Source organism: Streptomyces sp. NPDC107559 (genome assembly GCF_055657365.1).
Genome location: NZ_JBVKBD010000001.1, coordinates 1,406,802 through 1,432,940, shown reverse-complemented (window position 1 = coordinate 1,432,940; position 26,139 = coordinate 1,406,802). Strand labels below are relative to the sequence as shown.

25 protein-coding genes and 1 tRNA gene are annotated in these 26,139 nt (G+C 72.6%); 6 read left to right on the top strand and 20 right to left on the bottom strand.

The genetic code is table 11. The features are described from left to right. Position 1 precedes the first annotated feature (1 nt). From ACZ7OY_RS06165 to ACZ7OY_RS06120, 10 genes are all read right to left on the bottom strand, one after another. Positions 2–1,210, bottom strand: coding sequence for a Gfo/Idh/MocA family protein (locus tag ACZ7OY_RS06165; RefSeq protein WP_471910244.1), 1,209 nt, complete (start codon positions 1,208–1,210; stop codon positions 2–4). After that, complete coding sequence (locus tag ACZ7OY_RS06160; protein WP_471910243.1) at positions 1,207–2,103, bottom strand: carbohydrate ABC transporter permease; 897 nt, start codon at positions 2,101–2,103, stop codon at positions 1,207–1,209. Before ACZ7OY_RS06160 ends, ACZ7OY_RS06165 begins: the two co-directional genes overlap by 4 nt. Next, on the bottom strand, positions 2,100–3,035 hold the full coding sequence (locus ACZ7OY_RS06155; protein WP_384724836.1) for a carbohydrate ABC transporter permease: 936 nt from the start codon (positions 3,033–3,035) through the stop codon (positions 2,100–2,102). Before ACZ7OY_RS06155 ends, ACZ7OY_RS06160 begins: the two co-directional genes overlap by 4 nt. 99 nt (positions 3,036–3,134) lie before the next feature. After that, the gene (araD, locus tag ACZ7OY_RS06150; protein ID WP_471910242.1) at positions 3,135–4,856 is read right to left on the bottom strand and encodes an L-arabinonate dehydratase; all 1,722 of its coding nucleotides are present in this window, start codon (positions 4,854–4,856) and stop codon (positions 3,135–3,137) included. Positions 4,857–4,876: 20 nt separating this feature from the next. Further along, positions 4,877–5,788 (bottom strand): dihydrodipicolinate synthase family protein, encoded by a 912-nt coding sequence (locus ACZ7OY_RS06145; RefSeq protein WP_471910241.1) that lies wholly within the window; start codon positions 5,786–5,788, stop codon positions 4,877–4,879. Then, positions 5,785–6,486 carry a GntR family transcriptional regulator gene (locus ACZ7OY_RS06140; protein WP_471910240.1) on the bottom strand — a complete coding sequence of 234 codons (702 nt, stop codon included), beginning with the start codon at positions 6,484–6,486 and terminating at the stop codon, positions 5,785–5,787. Before ACZ7OY_RS06140 ends, ACZ7OY_RS06145 begins: the two co-directional genes overlap by 4 nt. A gap of 166 nt (positions 6,487–6,652) precedes the next feature. Then, positions 6,653–7,402, bottom strand: a complete 750-nt coding sequence (locus ACZ7OY_RS06135) for an MBL fold metallo-hydrolase (protein ID WP_471910239.1) — start codon at positions 7,400–7,402, stop codon at positions 6,653–6,655. Between the two features lie 260 nt (positions 7,403–7,662). Then, positions 7,663–8,283, bottom strand: coding sequence for a TIGR03086 family metal-binding protein (locus tag ACZ7OY_RS06130; RefSeq protein ID WP_471910238.1), 621 nt, complete (start codon positions 8,281–8,283; stop codon positions 7,663–7,665). A 117-nt stretch (positions 8,284–8,400) separates the two neighbouring features. After that, positions 8,401–9,567, bottom strand: a complete 1,167-nt coding sequence (locus ACZ7OY_RS06125; protein ID WP_471910237.1) for a hypothetical protein — start codon at positions 9,565–9,567, stop codon at positions 8,401–8,403. Then, positions 9,564–10,505, bottom strand: a complete 942-nt coding sequence (locus ACZ7OY_RS06120; RefSeq protein WP_471910236.1) for a 5-dehydro-4-deoxyglucarate dehydratase — start codon at positions 10,503–10,505, stop codon at positions 9,564–9,566. Before ACZ7OY_RS06120 ends, ACZ7OY_RS06125 begins: the two co-directional genes overlap by 4 nt. 260 nt (positions 10,506–10,765) lie before the next feature. On the opposite strand from ACZ7OY_RS06120, the gene ACZ7OY_RS06115 reads away from it, so the two are divergent. Both ACZ7OY_RS06115 and ACZ7OY_RS06110 read left to right on the top strand, forming a co-directional pair. Then, on the top strand, positions 10,766–11,575 hold the full coding sequence (locus ACZ7OY_RS06115) for an NAD-dependent epimerase/dehydratase family protein (RefSeq protein WP_471910235.1): 810 nt from the start codon (positions 10,766–10,768) through the stop codon (positions 11,573–11,575). A gap of 79 nt (positions 11,576–11,654) precedes the next feature. Further along, complete coding sequence (locus ACZ7OY_RS06110; RefSeq protein WP_471910234.1) at positions 11,655–12,872, top strand: TerD family protein; 1,218 nt, start codon at positions 11,655–11,657, stop codon at positions 12,870–12,872. An 84-nt stretch (positions 12,873–12,956) separates the two neighbouring features. Here ACZ7OY_RS06110 and ACZ7OY_RS06105 read toward each other — a convergent pair whose 3' ends face one another. Then, positions 12,957–13,523 (bottom strand): TetR/AcrR family transcriptional regulator, encoded by a 567-nt coding sequence (locus ACZ7OY_RS06105; RefSeq protein WP_351617069.1) that lies wholly within the window; start codon positions 13,521–13,523, stop codon positions 12,957–12,959. A 143-nt stretch (positions 13,524–13,666) separates the two neighbouring features. On the opposite strand from ACZ7OY_RS06105, the gene ACZ7OY_RS06100 reads away from it, so the two are divergent. Further along, positions 13,667–15,127, top strand: a complete 1,461-nt coding sequence (locus ACZ7OY_RS06100; RefSeq protein ID WP_471910233.1) for an MFS transporter — start codon at positions 13,667–13,669, stop codon at positions 15,125–15,127. A 120-nt stretch (positions 15,128–15,247) separates the two neighbouring features. Here ACZ7OY_RS06100 and ACZ7OY_RS06095 read toward each other — a convergent pair whose 3' ends face one another. From ACZ7OY_RS06095 to ACZ7OY_RS06070, 6 genes are all read right to left on the bottom strand, one after another. Continuing rightward, entirely contained in the window at positions 15,248–16,837 is a 1,590-nt protein-coding gene (locus tag ACZ7OY_RS06095) for a TROVE domain-containing protein (protein WP_471910232.1), read from the bottom strand. 392 nt (positions 16,838–17,229) lie between these two features. Continuing rightward, a tRNA-Met gene (locus ACZ7OY_RS06090) sits at positions 17,230–17,299 on the bottom strand. Positions 17,300–17,344: 45 nt separating this feature from the next. Beyond that, the gene (locus ACZ7OY_RS06085; RefSeq protein ID WP_471910231.1) at positions 17,345–18,793 is read right to left on the bottom strand and encodes an alkaline phosphatase PhoX; all 1,449 of its coding nucleotides are present in this window, start codon (positions 18,791–18,793) and stop codon (positions 17,345–17,347) included. A 236-nt stretch (positions 18,794–19,029) separates the two neighbouring features. After that, positions 19,030–20,469 (bottom strand): hypothetical protein, encoded by a 1,440-nt coding sequence (locus tag ACZ7OY_RS06080; RefSeq protein ID WP_471910230.1) that lies wholly within the window; start codon positions 20,467–20,469, stop codon positions 19,030–19,032. A 333-nt stretch (positions 20,470–20,802) separates the two neighbouring features. Next, the gene (locus tag ACZ7OY_RS06075) at positions 20,803–21,534 is read right to left on the bottom strand and encodes an SRPBCC family protein (protein WP_471910229.1); all 732 of its coding nucleotides are present in this window, start codon (positions 21,532–21,534) and stop codon (positions 20,803–20,805) included. A 16-nt stretch (positions 21,535–21,550) separates the two neighbouring features. Then, entirely contained in the window at positions 21,551–22,195 is a 645-nt protein-coding gene (locus tag ACZ7OY_RS06070) for an ArsR/SmtB family transcription factor (protein ID WP_471910228.1), read from the bottom strand. 45 nt (positions 22,196–22,240) lie between these two features. Here ACZ7OY_RS06070 and ACZ7OY_RS06065 point away from each other — a divergent pair, with 45 nt between their 5' ends. Continuing rightward, complete coding sequence (locus tag ACZ7OY_RS06065; RefSeq protein ID WP_471910227.1) at positions 22,241–22,411, top strand: hypothetical protein; 171 nt, start codon at positions 22,241–22,243, stop codon at positions 22,409–22,411. Between the two features lie 19 nt (positions 22,412–22,430). Here ACZ7OY_RS06065 and ACZ7OY_RS06060 read toward each other — a convergent pair whose 3' ends face one another. The 3 genes from ACZ7OY_RS06060 to ACZ7OY_RS06050 all read right to left on the bottom strand — a co-directional run bounded on the left by ACZ7OY_RS06060 (position 22,431) and on the right by ACZ7OY_RS06050 (position 24,198). Beyond that, complete coding sequence (locus ACZ7OY_RS06060) at positions 22,431–23,048, bottom strand: DUF3618 domain-containing protein (protein WP_471910226.1); 618 nt, start codon at positions 23,046–23,048, stop codon at positions 22,431–22,433. Between the two features lie 212 nt (positions 23,049–23,260). Further along, on the bottom strand, positions 23,261–24,022 hold the full coding sequence (locus ACZ7OY_RS06055; protein ID WP_471910225.1) for a hypothetical protein: 762 nt from the start codon (positions 24,020–24,022) through the stop codon (positions 23,261–23,263). Continuing rightward, entirely contained in the window at positions 24,019–24,198 is a 180-nt protein-coding gene (locus ACZ7OY_RS06050; protein WP_471910224.1) for a hypothetical protein, read from the bottom strand. The genes ACZ7OY_RS06055 and ACZ7OY_RS06050 overlap by 4 nt, the downstream gene beginning before the upstream one ends. Positions 24,199–24,443: 245 nt before the next feature. Between ACZ7OY_RS06050 and dapA the strand changes: the two genes are divergently transcribed. Both dapA and ACZ7OY_RS06040 read left to right on the top strand, forming a co-directional pair. Next, on the top strand, positions 24,444–25,346 hold the full coding sequence (gene dapA, locus ACZ7OY_RS06045; protein ID WP_471910223.1) for a 4-hydroxy-tetrahydrodipicolinate synthase: 903 nt from the start codon (positions 24,444–24,446) through the stop codon (positions 25,344–25,346). Positions 25,347–25,527: 181 nt separating this feature from the next. Continuing rightward, positions 25,528–26,031, top strand: a complete 504-nt coding sequence (locus ACZ7OY_RS06040) for an HAD domain-containing protein (RefSeq protein ID WP_471910222.1) — start codon at positions 25,528–25,530, stop codon at positions 26,029–26,031. The last annotated feature ends 108 nt before the right edge of the window (positions 26,032–26,139 follow it).

Genomic DNA, 26,139 nt, shown 5'->3' with positions numbered 1-26,139 from the left:
GTCATCGGGCACTCACCTCATCCGTGCGCGGTGCGTCGGGGGCGTGCGGGTCCTTCGTGGGGCACGCCCAGGGGGCGTCCAGTTCGGAGTAGAGGGCGAGGGTGTCGGCGGCGGCCGCGACCAGTCCCTCGACGCCGGGGACCACCCGGCGGCCCTCGGCGGGGAGCCGCTGCCAGGCGGTGTCGGGCAGCGGGGCCGGATCGGGGGCCAGCCGGATCGCCTCGACGACCTTCATGAACGCGCCGGTCGCGGCCGGCGGCACGAGCAGCGCGGTCCCCTCGGTGAGGTGTCCGACCAGGTTCTCCAGCAGGTCCGTACGGCCGTACTCGTACTCCTGCGGGCCGTGGCCGGCCCGTTGCAGCAGCACCCGGTCCTGCTTGTACCAGAAGGTGATCCGGCCGCGGCTGCCGTGCACGACGACGTACGGTTCGTCGGGCTCGGCGGCGCACAGGGTCGCGGCGACGGTGACCGGGCGGCCCTGCGCGGTGGTGACGCGCACGCACGAGGTGTCGTCGGACTCGATGTCGTTGGCCCGCAGCAGTTCGGTCTCGATGCCGGTGACGTCCTCGGCGCGGTCGGCGCCGCCCAGGGCCAGCGCGGTGGCCACGGCGTGCGCCAGCGGATTGGTGAGGACGCCGTCGACCACGTCGGCGCCGTTCAGCCGCCGCCTGCCCGCCCAGGGCGCCCGCCGGTAGTAGGCCTCGGGACGCGACCAGGCACCGGCGCCGCCGATCCCGGCGACCGTACCGACGGCCCCCTGCGCGACCAGTTCACGGATCGCGGGCAGGGCGTGCGAGCCCAGCGACTGGAAGCCGATCTGGCAGCGGACGCCGGCCTTCGCGACCCCGTCGGCCATCCGGCGGAACTCGGCCTCGGACGGGGCGGGCGGCTTCTCCAGGAGCAGGTGCACCCCCCGTTCGGCGGCCGTCAGCGCGAGGTCGGTGTGGGTCGGGATCGGCGTGCAGATCACGGCGATCCGGGCGCCCGTGGAGTCGAGCAGCGCGCCGAGGTCGCCGGACTGCTCGGGCGCGCCCAGGCCGTCGGGTATCTCGTCCTCGGTCAGCGGCGTCAGCTCGCAGATCCCGGCCAGCCGGACGACTCCCCGGGCCTGGAGCCGGCGGATGTTGCCGAGGTGCCAGCGGCCGTGGCCGCGCGCACCGGCGAGGACGACGGGCACCGGTGCGCCCGCGGTGACGTGACGGCCGCTCATCCCTTCACCGCCCCCGCGCTGAAGCCGGTGATCAGCCACTTCTGGATGAAGGCGAACACGATCACCACCGGCACGGCCGCGATGATGCCGCCGGCCGCCAGGGCGCCCAGGTCGACGCTGTCCGCGCTCATCAGGGTGTTGAGGCCGACCGGGATGGTCTGCTTGCTCTGGTCGGACAGGAACATCAGGGCGAACAGGAAGTGGTTCCAGGCGTGCACGAAGGCGAAGGAGCCGACCGCGATCAACCCGGGCCGCAGCAGCGGCAGTACGACGATCCGGAAGGAGGTGAGCCGGGTGCAGCCGTCGACCCAGGCGGCCTCCTCCAGCGAGTAGGGCACGTTGCGGATGAAGCCGCTGATCAGGATCATCGACAGCGGCAGCTGGAAGACCGTCTCCGCGAGGATCACACTGCCCAGCGAGTTGATCATCCGGAGTTCGGCGAACACCTGGAACAGCGGGACCAGCAGCAGCGCGCCCGGGACGAACTGCGAGCACAGCAGGGCCAGCATGAAGATCCGCTTGATCCTGAAGTCGAAGCGGGCGAGCGCGTAGCCGCCGGCCAGCGCGACGACGGTGGTCAGGACCAGGGTCGCCACGCCGATGAGCACGCTGTTCTGGAAGTAGGTGCCGAAGCTGCGCTCCGTCCAGACCTTCTCGAAGTGGTCGAAGGTCATCGGCCAGGGCACCAGCGAGGTCGATCCGGCCGGGCGCAGCGCGAAGAGCAGGATCCAGTAGAACGGGATCAGGGTGAAGAGCAGATAGACCGAGAGCGGGAGGTATATCTGCCAGCGCGGGGCCTCGTCCCAGGCCCGGCGGTGCTTTGCGGGGCGCGGGGCCCGGGATGCCGGCCGCTCGGGGGCGGGGGCGGCCGCGGTGGCCTCCTTGGTGATCACTTGTCCTCGCCTCCGAACTTGCTCAGCCGCAGGTAGACGACCGAGCAGAAGAGCAGGATCACGAACGCGACCGTGGTCAGCGCGGACGCGTAGCCGAAGTTGTGGGCGTCGACGCTGGTGTTGGCGATGTAGAGCGGGAGCGTCGTGGTCTCGCCGGCCGGGCCGCCGCCGGTGAGGGTGTAGAGCAGGTCGACGTTGTTGAACTCCCAGACCGCGCGCAGCAGCGTGGACAGCACGATCGCGTCCTTCAGGTGCGGCAGCGTGATGTGCCAGAACTGCTTGAGCCGACTCGCTCCGTCGACCTCGGCGGCCTCGTACAGGTCCTTCGAGACGGACTGGAGGTCGGCGAGGATGAGGATCGCGAAGAAGGGGACACCGCGCCACAGGTCGGCGACGACCGCCGCCGGGAAGACCGTGGAGGTGTCCGACAGCCAGCTGGTGCCGTACTCCCCGATGCCCAGGTCGGCGAGGTAACGGGTGATGCCCGTCTGGGAGTTGTAGAGCAGCACCCAGATCGCCGAGGTCAGCACGCCGGAGACGGCCCACGGGGAGAAGACCAGCGCGCGGCCCAGCCCCCGGCCGACGAAGGTCTGGTTGACGATCAGCGCCAGCGCGAGCCCGCACAGCAGTTGCAGTCCGACCTCGACCACGACCCACTTGGCGCTGAAGGTCAGCGTGTCCCAGAACTGCGGGTCGTCGGTGAAGGCGTGGACGAAGTTGTCGAGGCCCGCGTAGCCGTTCCGCCAGGGCTTGGTGGGGTTGTAGTTCTGGAGGCTGTAGTAGAAGACGCTGACGACCGGGTAGGCGATGAAGCCCAGCATCAGCAGCGCCGCCGGGGCGATCAGCAGGTACGGGAGCCTGCGGGGCGTGGCGGAGGCACGGCGCCGCCGGGGTGGCGCGGGCGGTTCCGCCACGACTGCGGCTTGGGCCATGACTGTTCTCCGTTCGCTTGCGGTGGGTCAGATGCGGAGCACTGCGGGTGACAGGAAGCGCTTGCTCAACGGTCGTACGAAGGGCCTGGCGGGCCGCCATCACCCCGCGTACGGGTCGGGCACCTTGCCCGGCCGGGCCAGGAACTCGAAGTCGCAGCCGGTGTCGGCCTGGGTGATCTGCTCGTTGTAGAGCGCGCCGTAGCCGCGCTCGTATCGCACGGGCGGCGGCGTCCAGTCCGCCCTGCGCCGCTTCAGCTCCTCGTCGTCCACATGGAGGTGGAGCGTGCGCGCCTCGACGTCCAGGGTGATCGGGTCGCCGGTGCGGACCAGGGCGAGCGGGCCGCCGACGTACGACTCCGGTGCCACGTGCAGGACGCAGGCGCCGTAGCTCGTCCCGCTCATCCGGGCGTCGGAGATCCGCACCATGTCCCGTACCCCCTGTTTCAGCAGGTGGTCGGGGATCGGCAGCATCCCGTACTCCGGCATGCCGGGACCGCCCTTGGGGCCGGCGTTGCGCAGCACCAGGACGCTGTCGGCGGTGATGCCGAGCTCCGGGTCGTTGATGGTGCGCTGCATCGTCCTGTAGTCGTCGAAGACGACCGCTGGCCCGGTGTGCCGCAGCAGGTGCGGCTCGGCGGCGATGTGCTTGATGACGGCGCCGTCCGGGCAGAGGTTGCCGCGCAGCACCGCGACCCCGCCCTCGCTCGCCACCGGGTTGCCTCGCGGCCGGATGACGTCGTCGTTGTGCACCCGGGCGCCGGAGAGCTGCTCGCGCAGGGTGTCGTACGAGACCGTGGGCCGGTCCAGGTGCAGCAGGTCCGGGATGCGGGAGAGGAAGCCCGGCAGGCCCCCGGCGAAGTGGAAGTCCTCCATCAGGTACTTCCGGCCGCCGGGGCGGACGTCGGCGAGGACGGGGACCGTGCGGGCGATGCGGTCGAAGTCGTCGAGGGTGAGGGTGACTCCGGCCCGGCCCGCCATGGCGATCAGATGGATGACGGCGTTGGTGGAGCCGCCGAGTCCGAGGACGGTGGTGACCGCGTCCTCGAAGGCCTCGCGGGTGAGGATCGCCGAGAGGTTCCGGCCGGCGTGGATCTGTTCGACGATCCGCATGCCGGACGAGGCGGCCATCCGGTCGTGCCCCGAGTCGACGGCGGGAATGCTCGACGCACCCGGGACCGTCACGCCGAGCGCCTCCGCCGCCGCCGTCAGCGTGGACGCCGTCCCCATCGTCATGCAGTGCCCCGGCGAGCGCGCGAGCCCGTTCTCCAGTTCGAGCATCTCGCAGTCGCCGATGAGACCGGCCCGCTTGTCGTCCCAGTACTTCCACATGTCGGTGCCGGAACCGAGGACCTCGTTGCGCCAGTGGCCCGGCAGCATGGGTCCGGCGGGCACGAAGACGGTCGGCAGGTCGACCGAGGCCGCCCCCATCAGCAGGGCGGGCGTGGTCTTGTCGCAGCCGCCCATCAGCACGGCGCCGTCCACCGGGTACGACCGCAGCAGCTCCTCGGTCTCCATCGCGAGCAGGTTGCGGTAGAGCATCGGGGTCGGCTTCTGGAAGGTCTCGCTCAGCGTGGCGACCGGGAACTCCAGCGGGAAGCCGCCCGCCTGCCACACCCCCCGCTTCACCGCCTGGGCGCGCTCCCGCAGATGCACATGGCAGGGGTTGATGTCGGACCAGGTGTTGAGGATCGCGACGACCGGCTTGCCCAGGTGCTCCTCGGGGAGGTAGCCGAGCTGGCGGGTGCGGGCGCGATGACTGAAGGAGCGCAGTCCGTCGGTGCCGTACCACTGGTGGCTCCTGAGCTCCTCCGGACGCTTCACCGGGTGCTCGCCCCCGGGCCTCACAGGGACCACCCGGCCGCGATGGCGGCGACCTCGGCCCGGGCCGGCTCCGGCAGGACCCTGCTGGGCGGGCGGACCTCGCGGCGGCACAGGCCGAGCGAGGCGAGGGCCTCCTTGACGACCGTGACGTTGTCGGCGGAGCCGCCCGCCGCACGCAGTTCCTCGAAGCGGCGGATCTGCTCCCAGACCTTCATGGCTGCCGGGTAGTCGCCGGACCGAAGCGCCTCGATCATGTTCAGCGAGACCGAGGGGGCGACGTTCACCAGCCCGGAGGTGAAGCCGGTGGCTCCGGCCGAGAAGTACGAGGGGGCGTAGGGCTCGGCGAGACCGGCGACCCAGACGAACCGCTCCAGCCCGGCGTCACGGGCGAAGGCGGCGAAGCGGGCGGCGTCCGGGACGGCGTACTTGACGCCGATGACGTTCGGGCAGGCGTCGGCGAGCTCGGCCAGCCGGGCACCGGTCAGCTGCGCGTTGCGGATGTACGGGACCACGCCCAGCTCGGGCACGGCCTCGGCGACGGCACGGTGGTAGTCGACCCAGCCGCGCTGGGCGACGTAGGGGTGGACGGGCTGGTGCACCATCACCATCTGCGCGCCGAGTTCCCGGGCGTGCCGGGCGGAGGCGACGGCGGTGGGGATGTCGTGCCCGACCCCCACGAGGACCGTCGCCCGGCCCCCCGCCTCACTGACCGTCAGCTCCGTGACCAGCCGCCGCTCTTCGGGGGTGAGGGCGTAGAACTCGCCGGTGTTGCCGTTGGGGGTGAGGGTGGTGATCCCGCCGTCGACCAGACGGCGCAGCAGGGCCCGGTGGGCGGCCTGGTCGACGGAACCGTCCTCGGCGAACGGGGTCACCGGGATCGCCACCACGTCGGCCAGCGCCGTCCGCTGGCTCTCGAACGCCACGCCGCTCATGCCTGCCCTTCCTCTGCCACCGCTGCCCCAGTCCTTGCGTCCGGTTCCGTCGCCGCCTCCACCGCCGCCTCCGGGAACGCGCGCCGCACGAAGGAGGCGATGTGGGCGTGCAGGGCGCTCGCCGCACCCTGCGCGTCCCCCGCGAGCGCGAGCCGCAGGATCTCCCGGTGCTCACCGGCCTCCTGCTCCCAGGAGGGCGAGGCGGCCCAGGCGACGGCGGAGACCAGGGCGGCCTGGTCGCGGACCTCGTCGAGCATCCGGCCGAGCAGCGGGTTGCCGCACGGCAGGTAGAGCGCGCGATGGAACTCCCGGTTGGCCAGGGAGCGTTCGGCGGTGTCCGTGGCGCCGTCGGCCCGGGTCAGCGCGTCCCGCGCGGCGTCCAGGGAGGCGCCGCGCCGCACCGCGCGCTTCAGCGCCTCGGGCTCCAGGAGCAGCCGGACGTCGTAGACCTCGCGCGCCATGTCCGCGTCCACCATGCGCACCGTGACGCCCTTGTACTGGTTCATCACGACGAGGCCGGTGCCGGCCAGGGTCTTGAGCGCCTCGCGCACCGGGGTCTTGGACACCCCGAACTGCGCGGCGAGTTCGGTCTCGACCAGGGCCTGACCTGGCGTCAGCTGTCCGGTGAGGATGCGGTGTTTGATCCCCTCCAGCACGAACTGGGTGCGGGAGGGAATCGGCGTGGGCACAGCGGTCATGCGCGCCTCTCGGATCTCACGTATCGGATCCCGCGTATGGGATCTCATGTATCGCGTCTCATATATGACGTACGAAGTACAACGCGTTGAAGGTAGGAGGAGCCCTGTGTTTCGTCAATGCTTCCGGCAAAGGAAGTCGAGGTTGCCGGAACTCACCGTGGGCGTCTCAGAAGGTTCTTGTCTCGCCCTCGCGGGCGGCGGAGGTCCGGCCGCCGAAGACCGCGGCGGCGCGCGCCACGGCCGCCTCCCGGGTGAGCGTGGGTCCCACATGGGTGATCAGGAGTTCCCGCGCGCCCCTCGCGCACCGGGCCGCGTCCTCCGGCGTGAGGTGCACCTGACGTTCGCCTTCGCGATGACGGTCGATGTCGGCCTCGCAGAGGAAGAGGTCCGCGCGGCGGGCGAGTACGGTCAGCGCGTCGCAGGGGCCGCTGTCCCCGGAGTACGCGAGGACACTGCCCTGGCACTCGGCGCGCAACCCGTACGCCTCGGCGTCGTGGACCACCGCGCGCGTGGTGAGGCGCAGGTTCCAGTGCTGTGCGACATGACCGTCGTGCAGGGGCCTGAAGTCGAGGATGCCGCTCAGGAAACGGGTGTCCGGCTGTCCGAAGAAGCCGGCGAGCCGCCGGGCGCAGTCCCGCGGGGCGTACACGGGAATCGGGGCGGGCGGGATGAGCCCGCCGAAGGCGAACGCGTAGACGGCGGACAGCAGATCCGCGCTGTGATCCGCGTGCAGATGGGAGATCCAGATCGCCGTGAGCCGCGCCGGATCGGTGTGCCGCTGCAACTCTGCGAAGGTTCCCGGGCCGGCGTCGACCCAGACCTCGGCGCCGCCGCCGCGCAGCAGATGGCCGGAGCAGGGGTGGCCGGGCTGCGGGTGCGGGGAGGCGGTGCCGAGGACGGTGAGGCTCAGGGGCATGGACGGGAGGGTACGTTTCCGGGCGCCCGAACGCTCCCTTTTCCGCGGTCTGTCACGGCTGTCGGTTTTCGGGGTCCGCCACGGCCGCCGGTCTTCGGGGCCCGTCACGGCTACCGGTCCTCGGGGTCGGCCACGGCTACCGGTCCTCGGGGCCGGCCACGGCTACCGGTCCTCGGGGCCGGCCACGGCTGGCGGTCTTCGGGGCCGGCCACGGCTGGCGGTCTTCGGGGCCGGCCACGGCTACCGGTCCTCGGGGCCGGTCACGGCTTCCAGCCCGGGTCCCGGCCGCTGAGTCCCACCACCCGGTCGAGGAGCGGGGCGCCGTCCGGGACCCGGACGACCGGCCCGAAGGCGCCACCGGCACGCCGCGGGTCCTCGGCCACGGCGAGGAGGAAGTCGTACGACGCCCGGAGCGCGGCCGGGTCGGGCTCGTACTCCTGGCCGGTCGCCCGCGCCAGGTCCCAGCCGTGGACGACCAGTTCGTCGGCGACGACGGCGGCGGCGACCGCGGCGGGCAGGTCCACGCTGCCCGCGCGGGTCATGCCGGTCCAGGCGGCGGGGTCGCGCCAGGCCTCGGCGAGTGCGTCGAGCACCTCGGGCAGTCGCTCGCGCCAGTCGGGGCCGATGTCGGCGGCGGCCGGGTCCGGGGCGGTGTCGGTGGTGGCGCCGAAGTCCTTGCGCGCGGCGTCGCGGAAGGCGACGGACAGGCCGGACAGGTGCCCCAGCATGGCGCGTACGGCGCAGTCCGGGCACGGCGTGCCGTCCGCGAGCTGCTCGTCGCGCACGCCCGCCGCCAGGGCCGCCACGATCCGGGTCTGCGGTCCGAGGTCGAGGGCCGTGACGTCCGCGCCGGTGTCGGTGCCGGTGCCGGTGTCGGTCATGGTTGCTCCTTGGGAGAGTGATGTGCCTGAAGGGGTGGACCGGCGCCGCCTCCGGAACTCATCGCTCTCCCGGGTCCCGTGCCGTCCCTCTCCCAGCTCCCGTACCGTCCCCTCGGCTCAGCGCCCGGTGAGTGCCCGGCGCATCGCCGCCAGGTCCGCGTCCGACGCCAGCCCCGCGTGGTAGAGGCGCAGTTCGGTGGCGCCCAGCTCCCGCGCCCGTGCCGCGTCGGCCGCCAGGGTGTGCGGGCTGCCGCCCATCCCGGAGACCACGGTGAGGTTGGCCGCGACGACCGCCGCCCGCCGCCCCTGCCCGGCGAAGGGCGCGAGCAGGCCGGGGCCGCCCGTGCAGGGCACGACCACGCCGTCCGCGACGGCGAGGATGTGCGCGGGGTCGACGCCCGCGTTCGCGCCGCAGTGGTACGACACCGGGTCCGCGTGCAGCAGCACCTGGAAGCCGTCTGGCGCGGCCGCGCGGACGCCGGCGACCGCGGCCTCCTGGAGCGTGCGGGCGGTGGTGTCGCGCCACGCGCGCGTGGCGTCCGCGTACGTCTCACCGAGCAGCTTCACGACCCCCGCCCAGCCGCCGGCCTCCTCTCCCCGGCCCCGCCACAGCGGCTCCAGGGCGTCGCGCACGGAGGCCGCGAGCGCGTCCGGGTCCAGGTCCCGCTGCTCGTACCCGGCCCGGCAGGCAGGGCAGAAGCACAGGGCCATCAGGTACTGCCCGGCCCCCCCGAGGGCGACCCCGCCGGTCTTGTCGTGGGCGTGCAGATGGGGCAGCCCGTACCAGCCCAGGGACTCCAGCTCGGTGCCGCGCGCCCCCGGGCGTACCGCGGCCTCGGCCGCCAGGTCGACCAGGTACGCGCGCGTGGCGGGCTGCGCGATGCACGGCGCCCACGGGTAGCGATCGCCGTAGGCGTTGACGACCGAGGTGTCCGGGTGTTCGGCGCCCAGACGGGAGCTGTGGGCGAGGACCACCCAGGTGTGCACCTCCAGGCCGGCGTTCGCGAGCGCGTCGGCGGCCTCGCCCCAGGCGTCGCCGGGGGCCCAGTCCCCGGCCGGGCAGGGGCGCAGGGTGCGGTCCGCCCAGCGGTCGCCGAGGGGGTAGAGCACGGCCGCGTGCTCGGCGGTGACGACGCGGTGCCGGGGGTGGCGCGGGGTCAGGGCGCGGGTGGAGTGGTAGGCGGAGGCGAGGGTGACCTGCCGGACGCCGAGCCCGGCGACGCGCGCCGGCGCCGCGGGATCGCCGTTGACGTCCCAGGGGTAGAGGAACGCCGATGCGGTCACCGGTCCTCCTCCAGCAGCGCGTAGCCGCGTTCGATCACCTGGGCGAGCTGCTTGACGTGGTCCTCGGACGGCTCGTGCAGCGGCGGCCGCACCTCCCCCACGTCGAGCCCGCGCAGCCGTACACCGGCCTTGACCAGGGAGACGGCGTAGCCGCGGCCCTGGGCGCGCAGTTCGACGAAGGGGCGGTAGAAGCCGTCCAGGAGGCGGTTCGCCAGGGCGTCGTCGTCCGAGCGCAGCGCACGGTGGAAGGCGAGCGCGATCTCCGGGGCGAAGCAGAAGACGGCGGAGGAGTAGAGGGTGATGCCGAGGGCGCGGTAGGCGAGCTGGGTCTGCTCGGCGGTCGGCAGCCCGTTGAAGTACAGGAAGTCGCCGGGCGCCTCGGTCCGTACGGCGCTCACGATGCGCTGCATCAGGTCCAGGTCGCCGAGGCCGTCCTTGAGGCCGATGATCCCTTCCGTACGGGCCAGCGCGACCACGGTCTCCGGGGTGAACACGGCGTTGTCGCGCTGGTAGACGACGACGGGCAGGTCCGTGGCGGCGGCCAGCTCGCGGTAGTGCCGCAGCAGGCCCTCCTGTCCGGCGACCACCAGGTACGGCGGCATGGCCAGCAGTCCGTCCGCGCCGGCCTCCTGCGCGAGCCGCGCGTAGCGGACGGCCAGGGCGGTGCCGTACCCGGCGCCCGCGACCACCGGCACCCGCCCTTCGACCGCCGCCACGGCTGCCCGTACGCAGTCCGAGAACTCCTCGGGCGTCAGGGCGTGGAACTCGCCGGTGCCGCAGCAGGCGAAGACGGCGGCGGCACCGGCCTCGACCCCGCGGCGCACATGCGCGGCGTAGACGTCGAGGTCGACGGAGCCGTCGGGACCGTAGGGGGTGACGGGGAAGAACAGCGGCCCGCTGGGGACGCCGAGCCGGGCGGCGAGGGGGGCTGGTGTCACGGGCTCTCCCTGGGACAGGCGCTCACGTTTCCGAAGCGCGCTCACGTTTCTGATCCATGTCTACATTTCTGAACACTCGTACCCTAAGGAGCCTCATCAGGGCCGGTCAAGCACGCATCTCCGCAATACAGAAACGAATCCGGCAGGCTCTCGTCACACTTGACGGGATACGTCGACCATCCTTAGCGTGTCCACGAGTGTGAATGCAGTCCACACATGCGGCCACCTGTCCCAGGCGGCGGACCCAAGGAGACCCGAGGATGCCCGCTCCCCGCACCGTTCTGCTCACCGGCGCCGCCGGCGGGCTCGGCACCCTGATGCGCGAGCTGCTGCCGGCCCACGGCCACCCGCTCCGGCTGTTCGACCTGCTCCCCGTCGAGGGCGAGCCGGACGCGATCACCGCGGACCTCGCCGACCGGGAGGCCCTGCGGGAGGCCGTCCGGGGCGTCGACGCGATCATCCACCTCGCGGGCATCTCCCTGGAAGCCCCCTTCGAGAAGATCCTCAGGGCGAACGTCGAGGGGACCTACAACCTGTACGAGGCCGCCCGCGAGGAGGGCGTCGGACGCATCGTCTTCGCGTCCTCCAACCACGCCGTCGGCTTCACCCCCGCACCCCGCGGGGACGATCCGCTGATCCCGGTGGACACCCCGCGCCGCCCGGACACCTTCTACGGCCTGTCCAAGTCCTTCGGCGAGGACCTGGCCCAGCTCTACTGGGACAAGCACGGCCTGGAGACCGTCTCGGTACGCATCGGCTCCTGCTTCCCGGAGCCCACCAGCGTGCGCATGCTGTCGGTCTGGATGAGCCCCGCCGACGGCGCCCGCCTCTTCCACGCGGCCCTGACCGCCGAGCACGTCGGCCACACGGTGGTCTACGGCTCCTCCGCCAACACGCGCCTGTGGTGGGACCTGTCGAGCGCGCGGGCGCTCGGTTACGAGCCGCAGGACGACTCCGAGCCGTACGCCGAGAAACTGATCGCCGAGCAGGGCGAGCTGGACCCGGCGGACATCGCGCAGGCCTGCCTGGGCGGCCACTTCGTCAGCGATCCGCCGATCTGGCCGTACTGACCGGGAAACGCCCTACTCGATTGGCCTTCAGGTAAGGGAACGGTAAAGCGGGTCCGCTCGTTCACCCGGCATGACAGCTATGACGCCTGGCTCGAACATCCCCCTGTCCGCCGCCCGCGTGACGGTGGACGTGGCCGCTCCGGTGCGGCTCGACGTATCGGGCCTGCTGCTCACCGCCGACGGCAAGGTGCGCTCCGACGACGACTTCATCTTCTACAACCAGCCGAGCGGACCCGGCGTGACCTACCGCTCCGGCGGTGGCGCGGCCCCCGACGCGATCACGGTCGACACCTCCGCGGTGCCCCCGGGCATCGAGAAGATCGTCATCACCGCCAGTCCGGACGCCGCGGGCCAGACCTTCCAGGGCATCGAGCCCACGGCCACGATCCGCAACGCCGACGACAACAGCGTCCTGGCCACGTTCACGCCGCCGCAGCTCGGCACCGAGACGGCCCTGGTGGTCGTGGAGGTCTACCTGCGCAACGGCGCCTGGAAGGCACGCGCGGTCGGCCAGGGGTACGCGAACGGGCTGGCCGGCATCGCCACCGACTTCGGCGTGTCGGTCGAGGAGCCCGCCGCGGCCGCCCCGCCCGCCCAGCCGGTCACCCCGCCCGTGCCCGCGCAGCCGGCCGCCCCGCCGCCGCCCGCCGCGCAGCCCTGGGGCGCCCCGCCCGCCCCGCCCGCTCCCCCGGCGCCGCCCGCGGCCCCGCCCGGCACCGGGAAGATCAACCTCGACAAGGGCCGGGTCAGCCTCCAGAAGAACCAGACCGTCTCCCTGGTCAAGAACGGCCGCCCGCTGCTCTCCCAGGTCAAGATGGGCCTCGGCTGGGAACCGGCGTACCGCGGCAAGAACATCGACCTCGACGCCTCGGTCATCGCGTACGGCCCGCAGCGCAACCACATCGACAGCTGCTACTTCGGCAAGCTCTCCATCGTCAACGGCGCCATCAAGCACTCCGGCGACAACCTGACCGGCGAGGGCGGCGGTGACGACGAGGTGATCGTCGTCGACCTCGGCCGTCTGCCGCAGGAGGTCACCGGTCTGGTCTTCACGGTCAACTCGTTCTCCGGCCAGAAGTTCACCGAGGTCGCCAAGGCCTACTGCCGGCTGCTGGACGCCGCCACCGGCGAGGAACTCGTCCGCTTCGACCTCACCAACGCCGAGCCGCAGACGGGCGTGCTGATGGCGAAGCTGATCAAGCAGTTCTCCGGCGAGTGGGAGATGACCGCCATGGGCGACTTCGTCAAGGCACGCACGGTACGGAACATGGTCAAGCCGGCGGCCGAGGCCCTGTAGACGTTCCGGCCCCGCACGGGGCACGCACGGCGGCAAGGGGCTCGGCAGAGGTCGTACGAGCCCCTCCACCGCCCACCCTCCCGGCTACGCCCGCAAGCCCTCCGTCAGCAGGGCGACGTACCGGCGGATGGACTCCCCCTGCCCGTTGGCCAGTTCCGATGCCGTCGCCACGCCGTGGGCCAGCCGCAGCACGTCGATCGGCTCGACGTCCCGCCGCAGCGCCCCCGCCTCCTGCGCGGCCTCGACCAGCCGCGCCGCCGCGCCCTTCATGGAGGTGGCGCACGCGGTCACCGCGGCCACGCTGCCGTCCGTGACGGCCGAGCCCAGCAGGGCCTTCATGCCGCGCACCTGGATCGTGCCGACACACAGCTCGTTCAGCCACTCCACCAGCGCCTCGCCGGGGGGCAGCTCGTCGGCGAGTTCACCGGCCCGCACCGCCAGTGCCTCGATGCGGTCCACGTACGCGGCCTCCAGCAGCGCCTGCCGCGTCGGGAAGTGGCGGTAGAGCGTGCCGGAACCGACGCCGGCCCGCTTGGCGATGTCGTCCAGCGACGCGCGCTCCCCGTGCTCGGCGAAGGCCTCGGCCGCCACCTTCAGCAACCGCTCATAGTTGCGCCGAGCGTCCGCGCGCATGGGTTTGACCTGCGTCATCCCGTCACTCCTTGCAAACCGGGGACTCTCTCCGTATCTTGACGAGCACTAAACGGAGACAGTCCCCGCTTATCTCTGCGGGCAGTCCGTGCTGCCCGCATGGTCCATCACATCACCCGGGGACACCAGACAGGGAGTGCCCCATGTCCACCCCGTCCACCCCTCCCGCACCGTCCGCCCGCCCGGAAGCCGCCGAGGCGTCCGCCTTACCCGGGGGGACCGCCCGAGCAAGCACTGCCCTCCTCGTCATCGTCACCTCCTATCTCATGGTCGGTGTCGACTCCACCGTGGTGAACGTCGCCCTCCCCGACATCCAGCGGGACCTCGGCTTCTCCCCCACCGGCCTGTCCTGGGTGCTCAACGCCTACACCCTCGCCTTCGGCGGCCTGCTGCTGCTCGGCGGGCGGATCGGCGACATCGCGGGACGGCGCCGCACCCTCACCGTGGGCGTCCTGGTCTTCGCCGCCTCCTCGCTGCTGGGCGGTCTCGCCGGCGAGAGCCTCTGGCTGACCGCCGCGCGCACGCTCCAGGGCGTCGGCGCCGCACTGATCGCCCCCAGCACCCTGGCACTGATCACCACCAACTTCCCGGAGGGCCCGCGCCGGCACCACGCCCTGGGTGTCTACTCCTCCATGGCGGGCATCGGCGCCTCCGTGGGTCTGCTGCTCGGCGGCCTGCTCACCTCCTGGGCCTCCTGGCGCTGGGCCCTGGTGATCAACGTGCCGATCGGCATCGGCGTCGCCGTGGCCCTCCCCCGCTTCGTGACAGAGACCCCCCGGCACGCGGGCCGCTTCGACACGGCGGGCGCGCTGACCGGCACGGCCGGGATGTCCGGCCTCGTCTACGCGTTCATCCGGGTCTCCTCGGACGGCTGGAGCGACCCTCGGGCACAGCTCGGCTTCGGCGCGGCGGCGGCCCTGCTGGCCGGCTTCATCCTGATCGAGGCCCGCGCCCCGCAACCGGTCCTGCCGCTGCGGCTGTTCGCGAGCAGGAACCGCTCCGGCGGCTACGCGGGCGTGCTGCTGCTGCCCGCGGGCATGTTCGGCGCCTTCTACTTCCTCACCCTGATCAGCCAGCAGGTCCTCGGCTACAGCCCGCTGCGGGCGGGGTTCGCCTTTCTGCCGATGACCCTGGCGATGTTCACCACCGTGCGCTTCGTGCCCCGGCTGCTGGCCCGCTTCGGCGCCAAGCCGGTCCTGCTCACCGGCATGTCCCTGATCATCGTGGCGGCCGGATGGCTGTGGCGGCTGCACCCCGGTGACGGCTACGCGGCCGGGCTGCTGGGGCCGCTGCTGCTGATCGGCGTGGGCGTCGGCCTGAGTTTCATGCCGCTGAACGTGACGATCCTCGCGGGCGTCGCACCGCACGAGGCGGGCGCCGCCTCCGGGCTGCTCCAGACCTTCCAGTGGCTCGGCGGCACCCTCGGACTGTCCGTCCTGGTCACGGTGTTCGGCACGGCGACCCGGCACACGACCGGCTCGCCCGCCGCCGTCCTCACCGAGGGCGCGGCCGACGCGTTCGGCGCGGGCGCGCTGATCGCACTGACCGCGCTGCTGGTGTCGGCGTTCGTGATCACCGGCGCCCGCCACGAGCGCGGCGCCTAGAAGATCCTTCGGGCGGCGGCTTCCGGCCGGACCCGGCACACGCGGGAACGCGGCCCGTACCGGAGTACGGGCCGCGCCCACGGCTCGGCCCCGAAGGCTGCCGCCCCGAGGCCTCGGACCTCAGCCGGCCTGCGCCCACGGCCAGTCCGCGTCCCGCGCCTTCTCCAGCAGCGGAACCACCCGGAAGGCCGCGTCCGAGAGCCCCCCGAAGGTGTGCCGGTTGCCCTTCCCCGAGGGGCCGTGGCCCGCGCGGTAACCGGCGAGGTTCCACGTGTAGACCGGAACGTGCGCCGGCACCTGCTGGGTCGGGTCGCCGTAGTGGCTGTACGCGGCCTGCTCGTCCGTGACGATGAGGACCCGGTCGTGCTTCTTGTAGTGCGTGCGGACCGCCTCGGTCGTGTTGGTGCCGCCCAGGTCGCCGAACCGTCCGATGACCTTGAGCACGGACTCGCCCGCGCCGAACTCCACCCGCTTGCTGGTGGTGCCGAACTCGACGAGGTCCGCGTCCGCCGCCCGCAGCGCGAGCGCCGTGCCGAAGACCGCCGCCGCGTCGGCCCGGGTGAGCTCGGAACGCTCCGACAGCCGCGAGTAGAACATCGAGCCCGAACGGTCCACGAGGACCAGGGTCCGCCCGGGCAGCGCGGGCACGTTGGCCAGCGAGTGGCCGAGCGCCTGCTCCAGCGGGTACGCCCAGCGCAGCGACGGCGCGTGCTGGTGGGCCGCGAGGTAGCGGAAGGGGAACTGCCGCGAACGCGCGACCTCCGCCGGGTCACTGATCTTCGCGGCGACCCGGGCCGCCACCTCGTCACCGACACCGGCCTCGTCGAAGTTGCGCAGGTTGCGGACGAGCGCCATGACACCCATGGAGGGGATGACGGCCTCCCAGGCCGCCTTGTCCATCGGGCCCTGGAGCCAGCCGGCCAGCGCCTCCCAGGTCATCCCGGCCTCCGCCAGACGCTGCGCCCCCTGCGCTCCGGTCACGACCTTGCGCCGCTTGGCGGGCCGCAGCGCCATCAGGTCGCGGTGGGCGGCGAGCACGGGCAGCGACTTGGGGACGACGGCCGTGTCCGGGTTGTGGCGCCGGTCCAGCGCGTACCGGAACAGGTCGCCCTGCCACGGCTTGCCGGGGTCCGGTGCCGCGTGCACCAGGTTGAGGATGTCGCCGAAGCGGTATCCCTTGGACGCGGTGTCGTACTTCAGCAGCGACTTGCCGCTGTAGAGGCGTCGTACGGCGTCGGCGATCCCGCGCTTGACGGGCTTCGGGACGTTGCGGCCGTACTGCGAGGTCCAGTAGGCGAGCAGCTCGCCGGGCTCGTCCGGGCGCTGGAGCACACCGGCCACGACCTGCCGGTTCGAGGGACCGTCGGCCGCCCCGGCGTCCAGCCGCGCCTTCACGTACTCGGCGGCGCCCACGATCGCGGCGGTACGCATGTTGCCCTCCCCGCGCAACCAGCCGAGCAGGCCGGCCGTCCACTCGGGATCGGTGACGGCGAGTTCGTGCACCAGCCGGGCGAACCGGTCGTCGCGGTCGGCACCGGTCTCGTAGAAGGTCTGCTGGGAGACGAAGTTGGACAGCGCGAGCAGAAAGAGCTCGGAGCGCGCGTCGCGCTCCTGGCCGCGGCCGCCCTGATGGGTGCGCAGCACCCGGCCCGTGGATGTCACCCGCGAGGTGGGCTGCGCCTTCGCGGTACGGATGTTGAATCGCGCCATGGTGAATTCCCCCGAATTCCTGCCCGACTTTCCAGTCGGGTTCCGGAGGGAGGCACGGCAGAAGGAAGGTGTCCGAGGTCGAATTCGACGGCGGCGCTTATCAACTGGCGCGTCTTCCGTTTCCGCCACACCGACCCGAAGTCGATGACGGGATTCGAACCCGCACGAGGCATGCAACCCCACCAGTTCCCGAAGTATCCGCTGTCCGCGCACCGGGCACCCACCTTGAGCCGCGCCTCCCGAGATCAAGTCGGCTGCGGCATGGATTCTTTGAAAGAGAAGTAGCCGCAGCCCGCGCACCGGGAGGTGCATGAAGTTGTGGTGTCCAGAGATCGAAGCCGGCGGAACCGACGTAGGTGCTCTAACCCCTGAGCTACACCGGCCTGTTGTACCGATGGCGGGACTCGAACCCGCGGCCGCCCCATTATGAGTGGAAGTAGGTCCTGCCTTCGCACCTGGACATGCATCACTCTAGGAGGCGTACCGCGGGACGGGCGAGCGAATTAACTAGCCGCGCTTCTGCCGCTTCCAGGGCCCGGTGATGGCCAGCATGATGCCGGGGGTCTGGATGTTGGCGAAGAGCGTCCTGCCGTCGGGCGAGAAGGTGACGCCGGTGAACTCGCTGTATTCGGGCTTCTCCGCCGTGCCGATGTTCAGCTCGTTACGGGCGATGGGGTACGTACGGCCGCTGTCGGTCGCGCCGAACAGGTGCTGGACGCCCTCGCCGTCCTCGGCGATGACGAGACCGCCGTACGGGGAGACGGTGATGTTGTCGGGGCCGTCGAAGGCGCCGTCGACGGACGGGTCGGGGTTGACGCCGAGCAGGACCTTCAGGGTGAGGGTGCGCCGCTTGGGGTCGTAGAACCAGACCGCGCCGTCGTGCTGGACGGGGCTCTCGGTACGGGCGTAGGAGGAGACGATGTACGTGCCGCCGTCGCCCCACCACATGCCTTCGAGCTTGCGGGCGCGGGTGACCTCACCGGCGGCGAACTGCTTGCGCACCGAGACCGTCTTCGCGTCACGGTCGGGCACGTCGACCCAGTCGACGCCGTACACCGTGCCGATCTTGGTGGCGCGGGAGAGGTCGTCGACGAACCTGCCGCCGGAGTCGAAGCACTTGAAGGCCTGGAGGGTGCCCGCGTCGTCGCCGAGGCCGCGCAGCCGGCCGTGACCGTGGCAGTGGTCCTCGGGCGGGGTCCAGCGGTACAGCAGGCCGTTGGGGTTGGACGCGTCCTCGGTGAGGTAGAGGTGGCCGCGCTTGGGGTCGACGACGACGGCCTCGTGGGCGTAGCGGCCGAGCGCCTTGATGGGCTTGGGTGCGCGGTTGGCGCGGCGGTCGGCGGGGTCGACCTCGAAGACGTAGCCGTGGTCCTTGGTGAAACCGTTGGTCCCGGCGCGGTCCTCGGTCTCCTCGCAGGTCAGCCAGGTGCCCCAAGGGGTGTTGCCGCCGGCGCAGTTGGTGGCGGTGCCGGCGATGCCGACCCATTCGGCGACATGGCCGCCGGGGCGGATCTCGACGACCGTGCAGCCGCCGGCCGCCGCCGGGTCGTAGACCAGGCCCTCGGTGAGCGGCACCGGGTGCGGCCAGTTGGCGCGCGGGCCGGCCAGCTCGTGGTTGTTGACCAGCAGGGTCGTACCGCGGGGGCCGTCGAAGGTGGAGGTGCCGTCGTGGTTGGAGGGGGTGAACTCGCCGGACTCCAGCTTGGTGCGGCCGCTGTAGGTGATGACGCGGTACTTGAATCCGGCCGGCAGGGCCAGGAGTCCGTCCGGGTCGGGGATCAGCGGTCCGTAGCCGACGCCGTGGTGCCCGTGCGCCGACTCCTCCCCCACGCTCTCGGTGTCCGTGGACGCGAGGGCGTTCGGCGCGGTGGCCAGCGCGCCGACGCTGCCCGCCAGTGCGACCCCGGCACCGGTGATCGCGGATTTCCTGGCGAAGTCCCTGCGGGTGAGCGACATGGTGTCTCCTGTGACGGTGGATTGCCGTGGAGGGTGGCCGAGCGCGGTGTCGGCGAAACCGTCCCGCTTTCGCCTGAACGGGAGTTGAACACCGGTGGTCCGATGCGGACTCTGTTCCATGAATCCGTACGGACCTCCCCCACAGGAGGCAAAGAAACGCCGTGCGGCCGTCGCCGGCGCGGAAAGCTTCCGCGTCGGCACCGGACTGCCTCGGTCGGCACCGTTGCCGGGCGGCTTCACCCCTGCTGCGAGCGCGCCTTGAACGCCGCCTTCCGGGCTTCCTTGGCCACCTTCTTGTCCGGGTGCAGGCGCCCCATCGCGTCCAGCACGTCCGCCGTGGCCGGGTGGTCCACCCGCCAGGCGGCCGCGAAGAAACCGCTGTGCTGCTCCGCGAGTCCCTCCACGAGGGCCTGGAGCTCCTCGGAGTTGCCCTCGGCCGCCAGCTGTGCGGCGACCGTGTCGATGGTGAGCCAGAAGACCATGGCCTGGGACGGCACGGGCACGTCGGCGACCCCGTGCTCGCTCAGCCACACCCGGGCGAGCCCGCCGAGTTCGGCGTCGTCCAGCACGTCACGCAGCGCCGGTTCGGCCTCCGGGCCGACCAGGGACAGCGCCTGCTGGCAGCGCAGCCGCCGCAGGGGTGCGCCGTCGTCGGTGCCGCGCGCCGCCGCGAGCAACTCGTGCGCGGCGGCGAGAGGTTCGCGCTGCGCGAGCCAGGTCCGGGTCTCGGCGTGCGCCGCCGCCGGGGGGAAGGCGGCCGTGCCGTCGAGCAGCGCGTCCGCGCCCTTGTCGGACAGCTCCCCCACGGCCGGGGCCGCGAAGCCGGCGTCCAGCAGCCGCGCGCGCAGTCCGTAGCAGCCCAGAGGGGTGAGGCGGACCATGCCGTAGCGGGCGACGTCGGTGTCGTCGACCGAGGCCGAGGGCTGCGCGGCCGTGTCGTCGGCGTCCGTCATCAGCGCCTCGTCGACCGGCCGGTAGTCCACCAGCCCCACCGGCTCCAGCAGCCGGAACTGCTCGTCCAGCCGCATCATGGCGTCGGAGACCTGCTCCAGCATGTCGTTGGTGGGCTCGCGCGAGCCGTCGGGCACGATCATCGACGCGGCGAGCGCGGGAAGCGGTACGGGGCCGTCGCCGGGTCCGTCCTCGCTCACCGTGAGCAGGTAGAGATTGCCGAGGACGCCGTCGAGGAACTCGGCCTCCGCCTCGGCGTCCCAGTCCAGCCGGGAGAGGTCGACCTCGCCGCCCTCGTCCATCGCCTCGATCAGTTCGTCCAGGTCGGGGACGCTCGCGTCGGCCAGCACCGCCTCCAGCGCGGCCAGCCACACGTCGAGCACGTCGCGCGGCGAGCCGCCGAACAGCAGGCCCAGCTCCTCGCCCGCGGCCACGGTGCCGGCCTCCTCGTCCACGACCTCGACGAGTCCGGCGTCCACGGCGATCCGCCAGGCCTCGCTCGCCAGGGCGGCCGCGTCGTCACCGGTCAGGCCGAGGACCTCGGCGGCCGCTGGCAGCTGCTCCTCGACGAGTACGCCCCCGGCCTCGACCCGGGTCTCGGGACCGGCCCAGCGGGCGAGCCGCGCGGCCCGCGAGAGCAACGGCGTGGACAGGGCGTCCCGCGCCAGCTCCGCTTCGGGATGCAGCCGCACCGGCGGCAGGGAGGAGCTGGGGCTTGCTGACATGGGCTGGTTCTCCTAGGACGCCTTGGCGGCCGTACGCATCACGGCCGTGGCCGTACGCGTCTCGGTTCGACCACTCAGCCTAGACGGATTTCCACCCATGCCGCCCGGTTCATCTGCCCACCGGTGGCCGCACTTGGCCGAATTCCCGGCAACCGGCTTGGACGGGGAGGGCATTGACGCGCGTAGATACTATGCGGACATCCGCTCACCGCACCAAACACGGGGGCGCGCCCGGAACCCGTACGACCGCGTACGGGCTCCGGGCGCGACCCGGAGCCCCGGGCCGGTCCCGAGCCCCGGGCCGGTCCGGCCGTGGTCCGCGAGGGCTGCCGCTCAGGACCGGGCGAACACCCCGTCGAGCCAGCCCTGCCAGGCGGTCTCGTCCGCCTTGGGGTCGGCACCCGGCGTGAAGTCGTGGACGGAGATGCCGACCGGCGCGCCCCAGTGGTTGCGCCCGAAGAAACGGAACAGGGCGCCGTCCGTGCGCAGCCCCAGGAAGTACGGGTTGCGGTAGTCGACCACGGCGTCCAGCTCCCGCCCGGCCGGCCCCCGGACCGTCACCCGCGCACCCTGCGCCGTGTCGTCGGCGAGGCCGAGGGCCCGCCCCACGGCGTCGAACGCGTCGGCGGCCGTGGACGCGCCGGGCCCGTGGAGCGTCGCGAAGGCGACCGGGCGGCCCGCGAAGTGCGTCAGGTACTCGCGCAGGGTGTGCAGATAGAAGTCGGTGTGCTTGCTCGCGCCGTCGTACTGGTTGTCCCAGTCGTCGGTGAAGATCCCGCTGTGCACGTACCGCACCCAGGCCCGCCGGCCTCCGTCACGCGGCTCGATGGTGTGGTCGAGCTGGTTCAGGCTCTGGGTCGGGAAGCGGACGTCCTCGGTGCGCGAGGTGAGGCGGTGCGGCGGATCCCAGTTCGTGAGCGTGGACCCGAAGGGGCCGATGCCGCTCTCGCCGTCGAACTCCATCGGCCACAGCCAGCCGCCGGTGCCATGCGTGATGGCTTCCCACACCTCCTCCGGCGTGGCGTCGACCTCGAACTCGCGGACGATCTCGAATTCCTTGGACATGACTGGCTCCTGGCTCCTACTGGTCGAGTTCCGGTGGGGCGGCGGACGGCCGGGCGTCGGTCCCGGCGACGGACCGCGGGTCCTTGAGCGTGGGGTGGAGGGCCACCACGATCCGGTGATCACGGCCACCCTCGGCCTCCGGAGCGTCGTACTTGCGGATCAGGGCGCTGACCCCCGCCGTGAGCTCCTCGACGAACGCTGCCCGATCGGCGGCGGACGCGAAGCGCACCTCGCCGTCCAGCGCGTAGGTCGCCAGCCGTTTGCGCGCCCGCGCGGCGCCGGTGATCAGCGAGCCGACGTCGCGGACCAGCCGGGCGCCGAGGGCCAGCAGCCAGCGCGCGGAGAACTGGTCGCGGAAGCGGTCCGGATCCGGCTGCACGGCGGCGAGCGCGAGCGGCGAGATCACGTACGAGGCCGCCGTCGCGCGCATCAGCCGCTCGGTGACGTTGCCCTTGCGGCGTTCGTCGGCCAGCTCCACCAGGCCGTGCCGCTCCAGGGCCTTGAGGTGGTAGTTCACCTTCTGCCTGGGCAGCCCGACCTGGCCGGCCAGCATGGTGGCCGAGGCGGGGCCCGCGGCCAGTTCGGCGAGCAGCCTGGCTCTGATGGGATCCAGGGAGACGGCTGCGGCCTCGGAGTCCTCGATCACGGTGACGTCCAACATGCGTCCAGGCTCTCACCGAACAGTTTTTCTGTCCAGGAGGGTGGATTGTTCGGTGGAGTAGCGTCCCGCGGTCACCCGCCGCGCGAGTGCCGTTGCCGCGAGCGCTGGTGCCGTGACCCCACTGACGTCACCGAGATCACCGAGATCACCGAGATCACCGAGATCACCGAGATCACCGAGATCACCGAGATCACCGAGATCACCGAGATCACTTAAGCCACTGAAGTCGCTGAAGTCACTCGTGCCGTGCGCTCCGCTTTCGCGCGCTCTGCTTCCTTGCGCTCTGCTTCCTTGCGCTCTGCGCGCTCTGCTTTTGTGTGCCCTGTTGCCGTGCCCCCTGCTGTCGTCGGCGCCGTTCCCGCAGTCGTCGCGACACCGCGGCCGTGACGGTCGCGGCCCCCGCCGCGCCGGCGATCAGCACCGGCAGGGGGTGCCGCGGTCCGGCCCGCGCCGCGGTACCCGACGGCACCGGGAGCACATGCTCAGCCGAACGGCCCGCCCGGGTCCCCGTGTCCCGGAGACTGTGCCCCGCGCGCGCGACCGCGTCCCGCGCGCCGCGCCCGGCGCCCGCCACCGCACCGCGCACGCCCTGCCCGGCCTCGACGGCACCGCCGCGCAACTGGACGGTCAGCGCACCGGCCCGGTCCCCGAGGTCGGCGGCACGCGCCCCGGCCCGGCCCCCGACGTCCGCCCTCGCCACCGCCTCCCGCAGGAAGCGCCCGAACCGGCCCCCGGCCCGCCGTGTCCGGCGGCACGGCACGGCGACCCCGTCAGCCCAGGCGTCGACTCCGATTCCGGCTCCGGTCCCGGCCGGGCCTTGCGTCGTCCCGCGCCTCGTCCTGCGCGTAGTCATGGAGGCACCTCTCCCTGTCCTCCCCCGTCTCACTGGCCTCCCCGGCCCGGTCCCCTCGCTCCGGCCCCTTCCCGGGACCACTTCGCCTCGGGTACCCAGGACCGGCGTGACGGCTCGCCCCGGGATCCGGCCCGGTCGCCCCGGACCGGACCGCAGCGCCCCTGCGCCACCCGTGCCACCCGTGCCACCCGTGCCACCCGTGCCACCCCGCCCTACTCCCGTGCCGCTCCGCCGGCCCCTGGCTCGCCCAGCCGGGCCAGCTGGGTCTGGAACCAGTCCAGGCGGGCCTGCAACAGGGCCGCCTCGGCGACGAGTTCGGGCACACCGAGGTCCGCGCGCACCGCGGGTCCGGCGCCGTCGCGCACACCGGGACCGGCCGGGGCGCCGTGGCCCGCCGCAGATGCCGGGCCACCGGACCCCGAGCCGCCCCAGGGGCCGCCGCCGCCCGCCACGACCCGCAGTCCGTCCCCGGCCAGCCGGGCGAACGCCGCCAGCGACAAGGACGTACGGCCGCGCACACAGGCCGCGCAGGCGGGCGCCAGGGCCGACCAGCCTGGCCTGCCCCACCCCGCGTCGGCGAGCGCGGCCGCGGCCGTACCGCAGACGCACGGTCCGACCGTCGCCGCACGCACCCGCTGGCGGGCGTAGCGGAAGCCGCGCTCGAAGCGGATGTAGGCGCCCAGCACGGAGACCTCCAGCAGCACGGCCGCCCGGTGCTCGGCCGTGCACAGCAGCGCCTCCGCCGTCGTACGGTCGTGCACGCAGTGGAAGCCGCAGTCGCAGCGCCGGTGCGGCGCCCGGTGCCGCAGTCCGTAGGCGCAGGACGCGTCGGCCACGACCGCGTACGGCAGCGCGCCGCCGAGCGACACACCGGTGAACCCGGCCCGGGTGCCGTCCTGGGACAGCACCGGGTGGGCGATCTTGAATCCGGTCGGCGCCTCCGTCGGACGTTCCGCCGGAAGCCGCAGCCTCATCGGGCGGCCGGCACCTCTTCGGGCGCGGGCGCGGACACGGGGGTGGCGGAAGCGAGCACGGGGGCGGTGGCGGCGGCTTCCACGTCCACTGCCTCGCGGGGGAGTTCGAGTTCGTCCGGGCGGATCTGCGGCTGCTCCTGCGCGACACCGGTGGCGAGTGCCTTGCCGAGTTTCATGACGCCTCCCATGACAGGGTTCTGTGACCGTCATGGCCATAGTGGCCCATGAAGGCCCGAAGGGGACACAGTGCCTCGCCCGGCCGAGCCGGCCGCGCCCGCCGCCGGGCCCCCGGGTGCAACGGCGAGGTGACGGGACAAGGAGGTCGGCGCCGCTCGGCCCCCTCAATCTCTCAGTGATCCTTACCGATACCTCGCAGAAGAATTAAGTGGATCTACACGATCGCCCTGCCGAGACTGGTCCCATGACGCACACCGGTTCCTCCGCCCCGCCCTTCGGCCGCGCCCTCTGCGCCATGGTCACGCCGTTCACCGAGGCGGGCGCGCTCGACCTCGACGGTGCACAGCGGCTGGCCGGACACCTGATGGCGGAGGGCTGCGACGGGCTCGTCCTGTCCGGCACCACGGGCGAGTCGCCGACCACGACGGACGCCGAGAAGTCGGCGCTGATCAGAGCCGTCCGGGCGGCGGTGGGCGACCGGGTGCCGCTGCTCGCCGGTGTGGGCACCTCCGACACCCGGCACACCGTGGAACTCGCCCGGGCGGCGGAGGAGGCCGGCGCGGACGCGGTGCTGGTGGTCACCCCCTACTACAGCAGGCCCCCGCAGGACGCGGTCGAGGAACACTTCAGGGAGGTGGCGGACGCCGTCGGCCTGCCGGTCGTGCTGTACGACATCCCCGGCCGCACCGGCACCCGTATCGAGCCCGACACGATGATCCGTCTCGCCGAACACCCGCGGATCGTCGCGGTCAAGGACTGCTCGTACGACTTCCTCGGCACCCAGAAGGTGCTGTCCCGCACGGACCTGGCGTACTACGCGGGCTGCGACGAACACAACCTCGCCCTGTACGCGGTGGGAGCCGCCGGATACGTCAGCACGGTCGCGAACGTCGTCCCGCGCCACCTCCGTTCGGTACTGGACGCGTTCGACGCGGGCGACACCGGCGGGGCGGCCCGGCTCCAGCGACAGGCCGTCCCCCTCATCGAGTCGATGATGGCCTCGGGCCTGCCGGGCGCCGTCACCGCCAAGGGGCTCCTGGGCGCCCTCGGCCGGCCCGCCGGCCCGGTCCGCGCACCGCTGCGACCCGCGAGCCGCGCGGCGGTCGACGGCCTGCTGGCGGAGTACGGACGCCTCGTCGCCGACTGACCCGCGAAGGGCCGGGTCCTGGGGGGGTACGAGGTCCGGCCAGGACCGGCCCGGTGGTACGAGTCCGGTCAGGGCCGGTGGTACGAGTCCGGTCAGGGCCGGTCATCGGGTACGGGTTCGAGGTCCGCGCCCGCCGAAAACGTCCGCGCGCCCCTCGCCCCCGCTGTCGTACGGTGACCGGATGAGCCGCCCTCTGCTCTTCCTCGACGTCGACGGCCCGCTCAATCCGTACGCGGCGCAGGCGCAGCGGCGGCCCGCCGGTTACACGACGATCCGTGCCGCCGTACGGCCGGGCAGGCCACTGCGGGTCTGGCTGAACCCGGAGCACGGCGCGGCGCTGCTCGCCCTGCCGTTCGAACTGTGCTGGGCCACGACCTGGATGGACGAGGCGAACCGCTGGATCGCACCGGTCATCGGACTGCCCGCACTGCCGTACGTCGACTTCGGCGCCGGGCTGTTCGCGGAGCGGCCCGACGGGGTGCACTGGAAGACCGAGGCGATCGTGGCGTACGCCGAGGGCCGCCCCTTCGCCTGGGTGGACGACGAGCAGAGCCAGGCCGACGACGCGTACGTGACCGCCCACCATCCCGGCCCCGCCCTGCTGCACCACGTCGACCCGCGGATCGGGCTGCGGGCGGACGACTTCGCGGCGCTGGCCCGCTTCGCGGCCGGACTGCCGGAGTGACGAGAGCGCCCTCCCGCTCCCCGAGGGGGGCGGAAGGGCGCTCGCGCGGGTGCGGTGATCAGTCGTGACTGTGCGGACGGTCACCGGGAGCCGACGTTCAAGACCGCT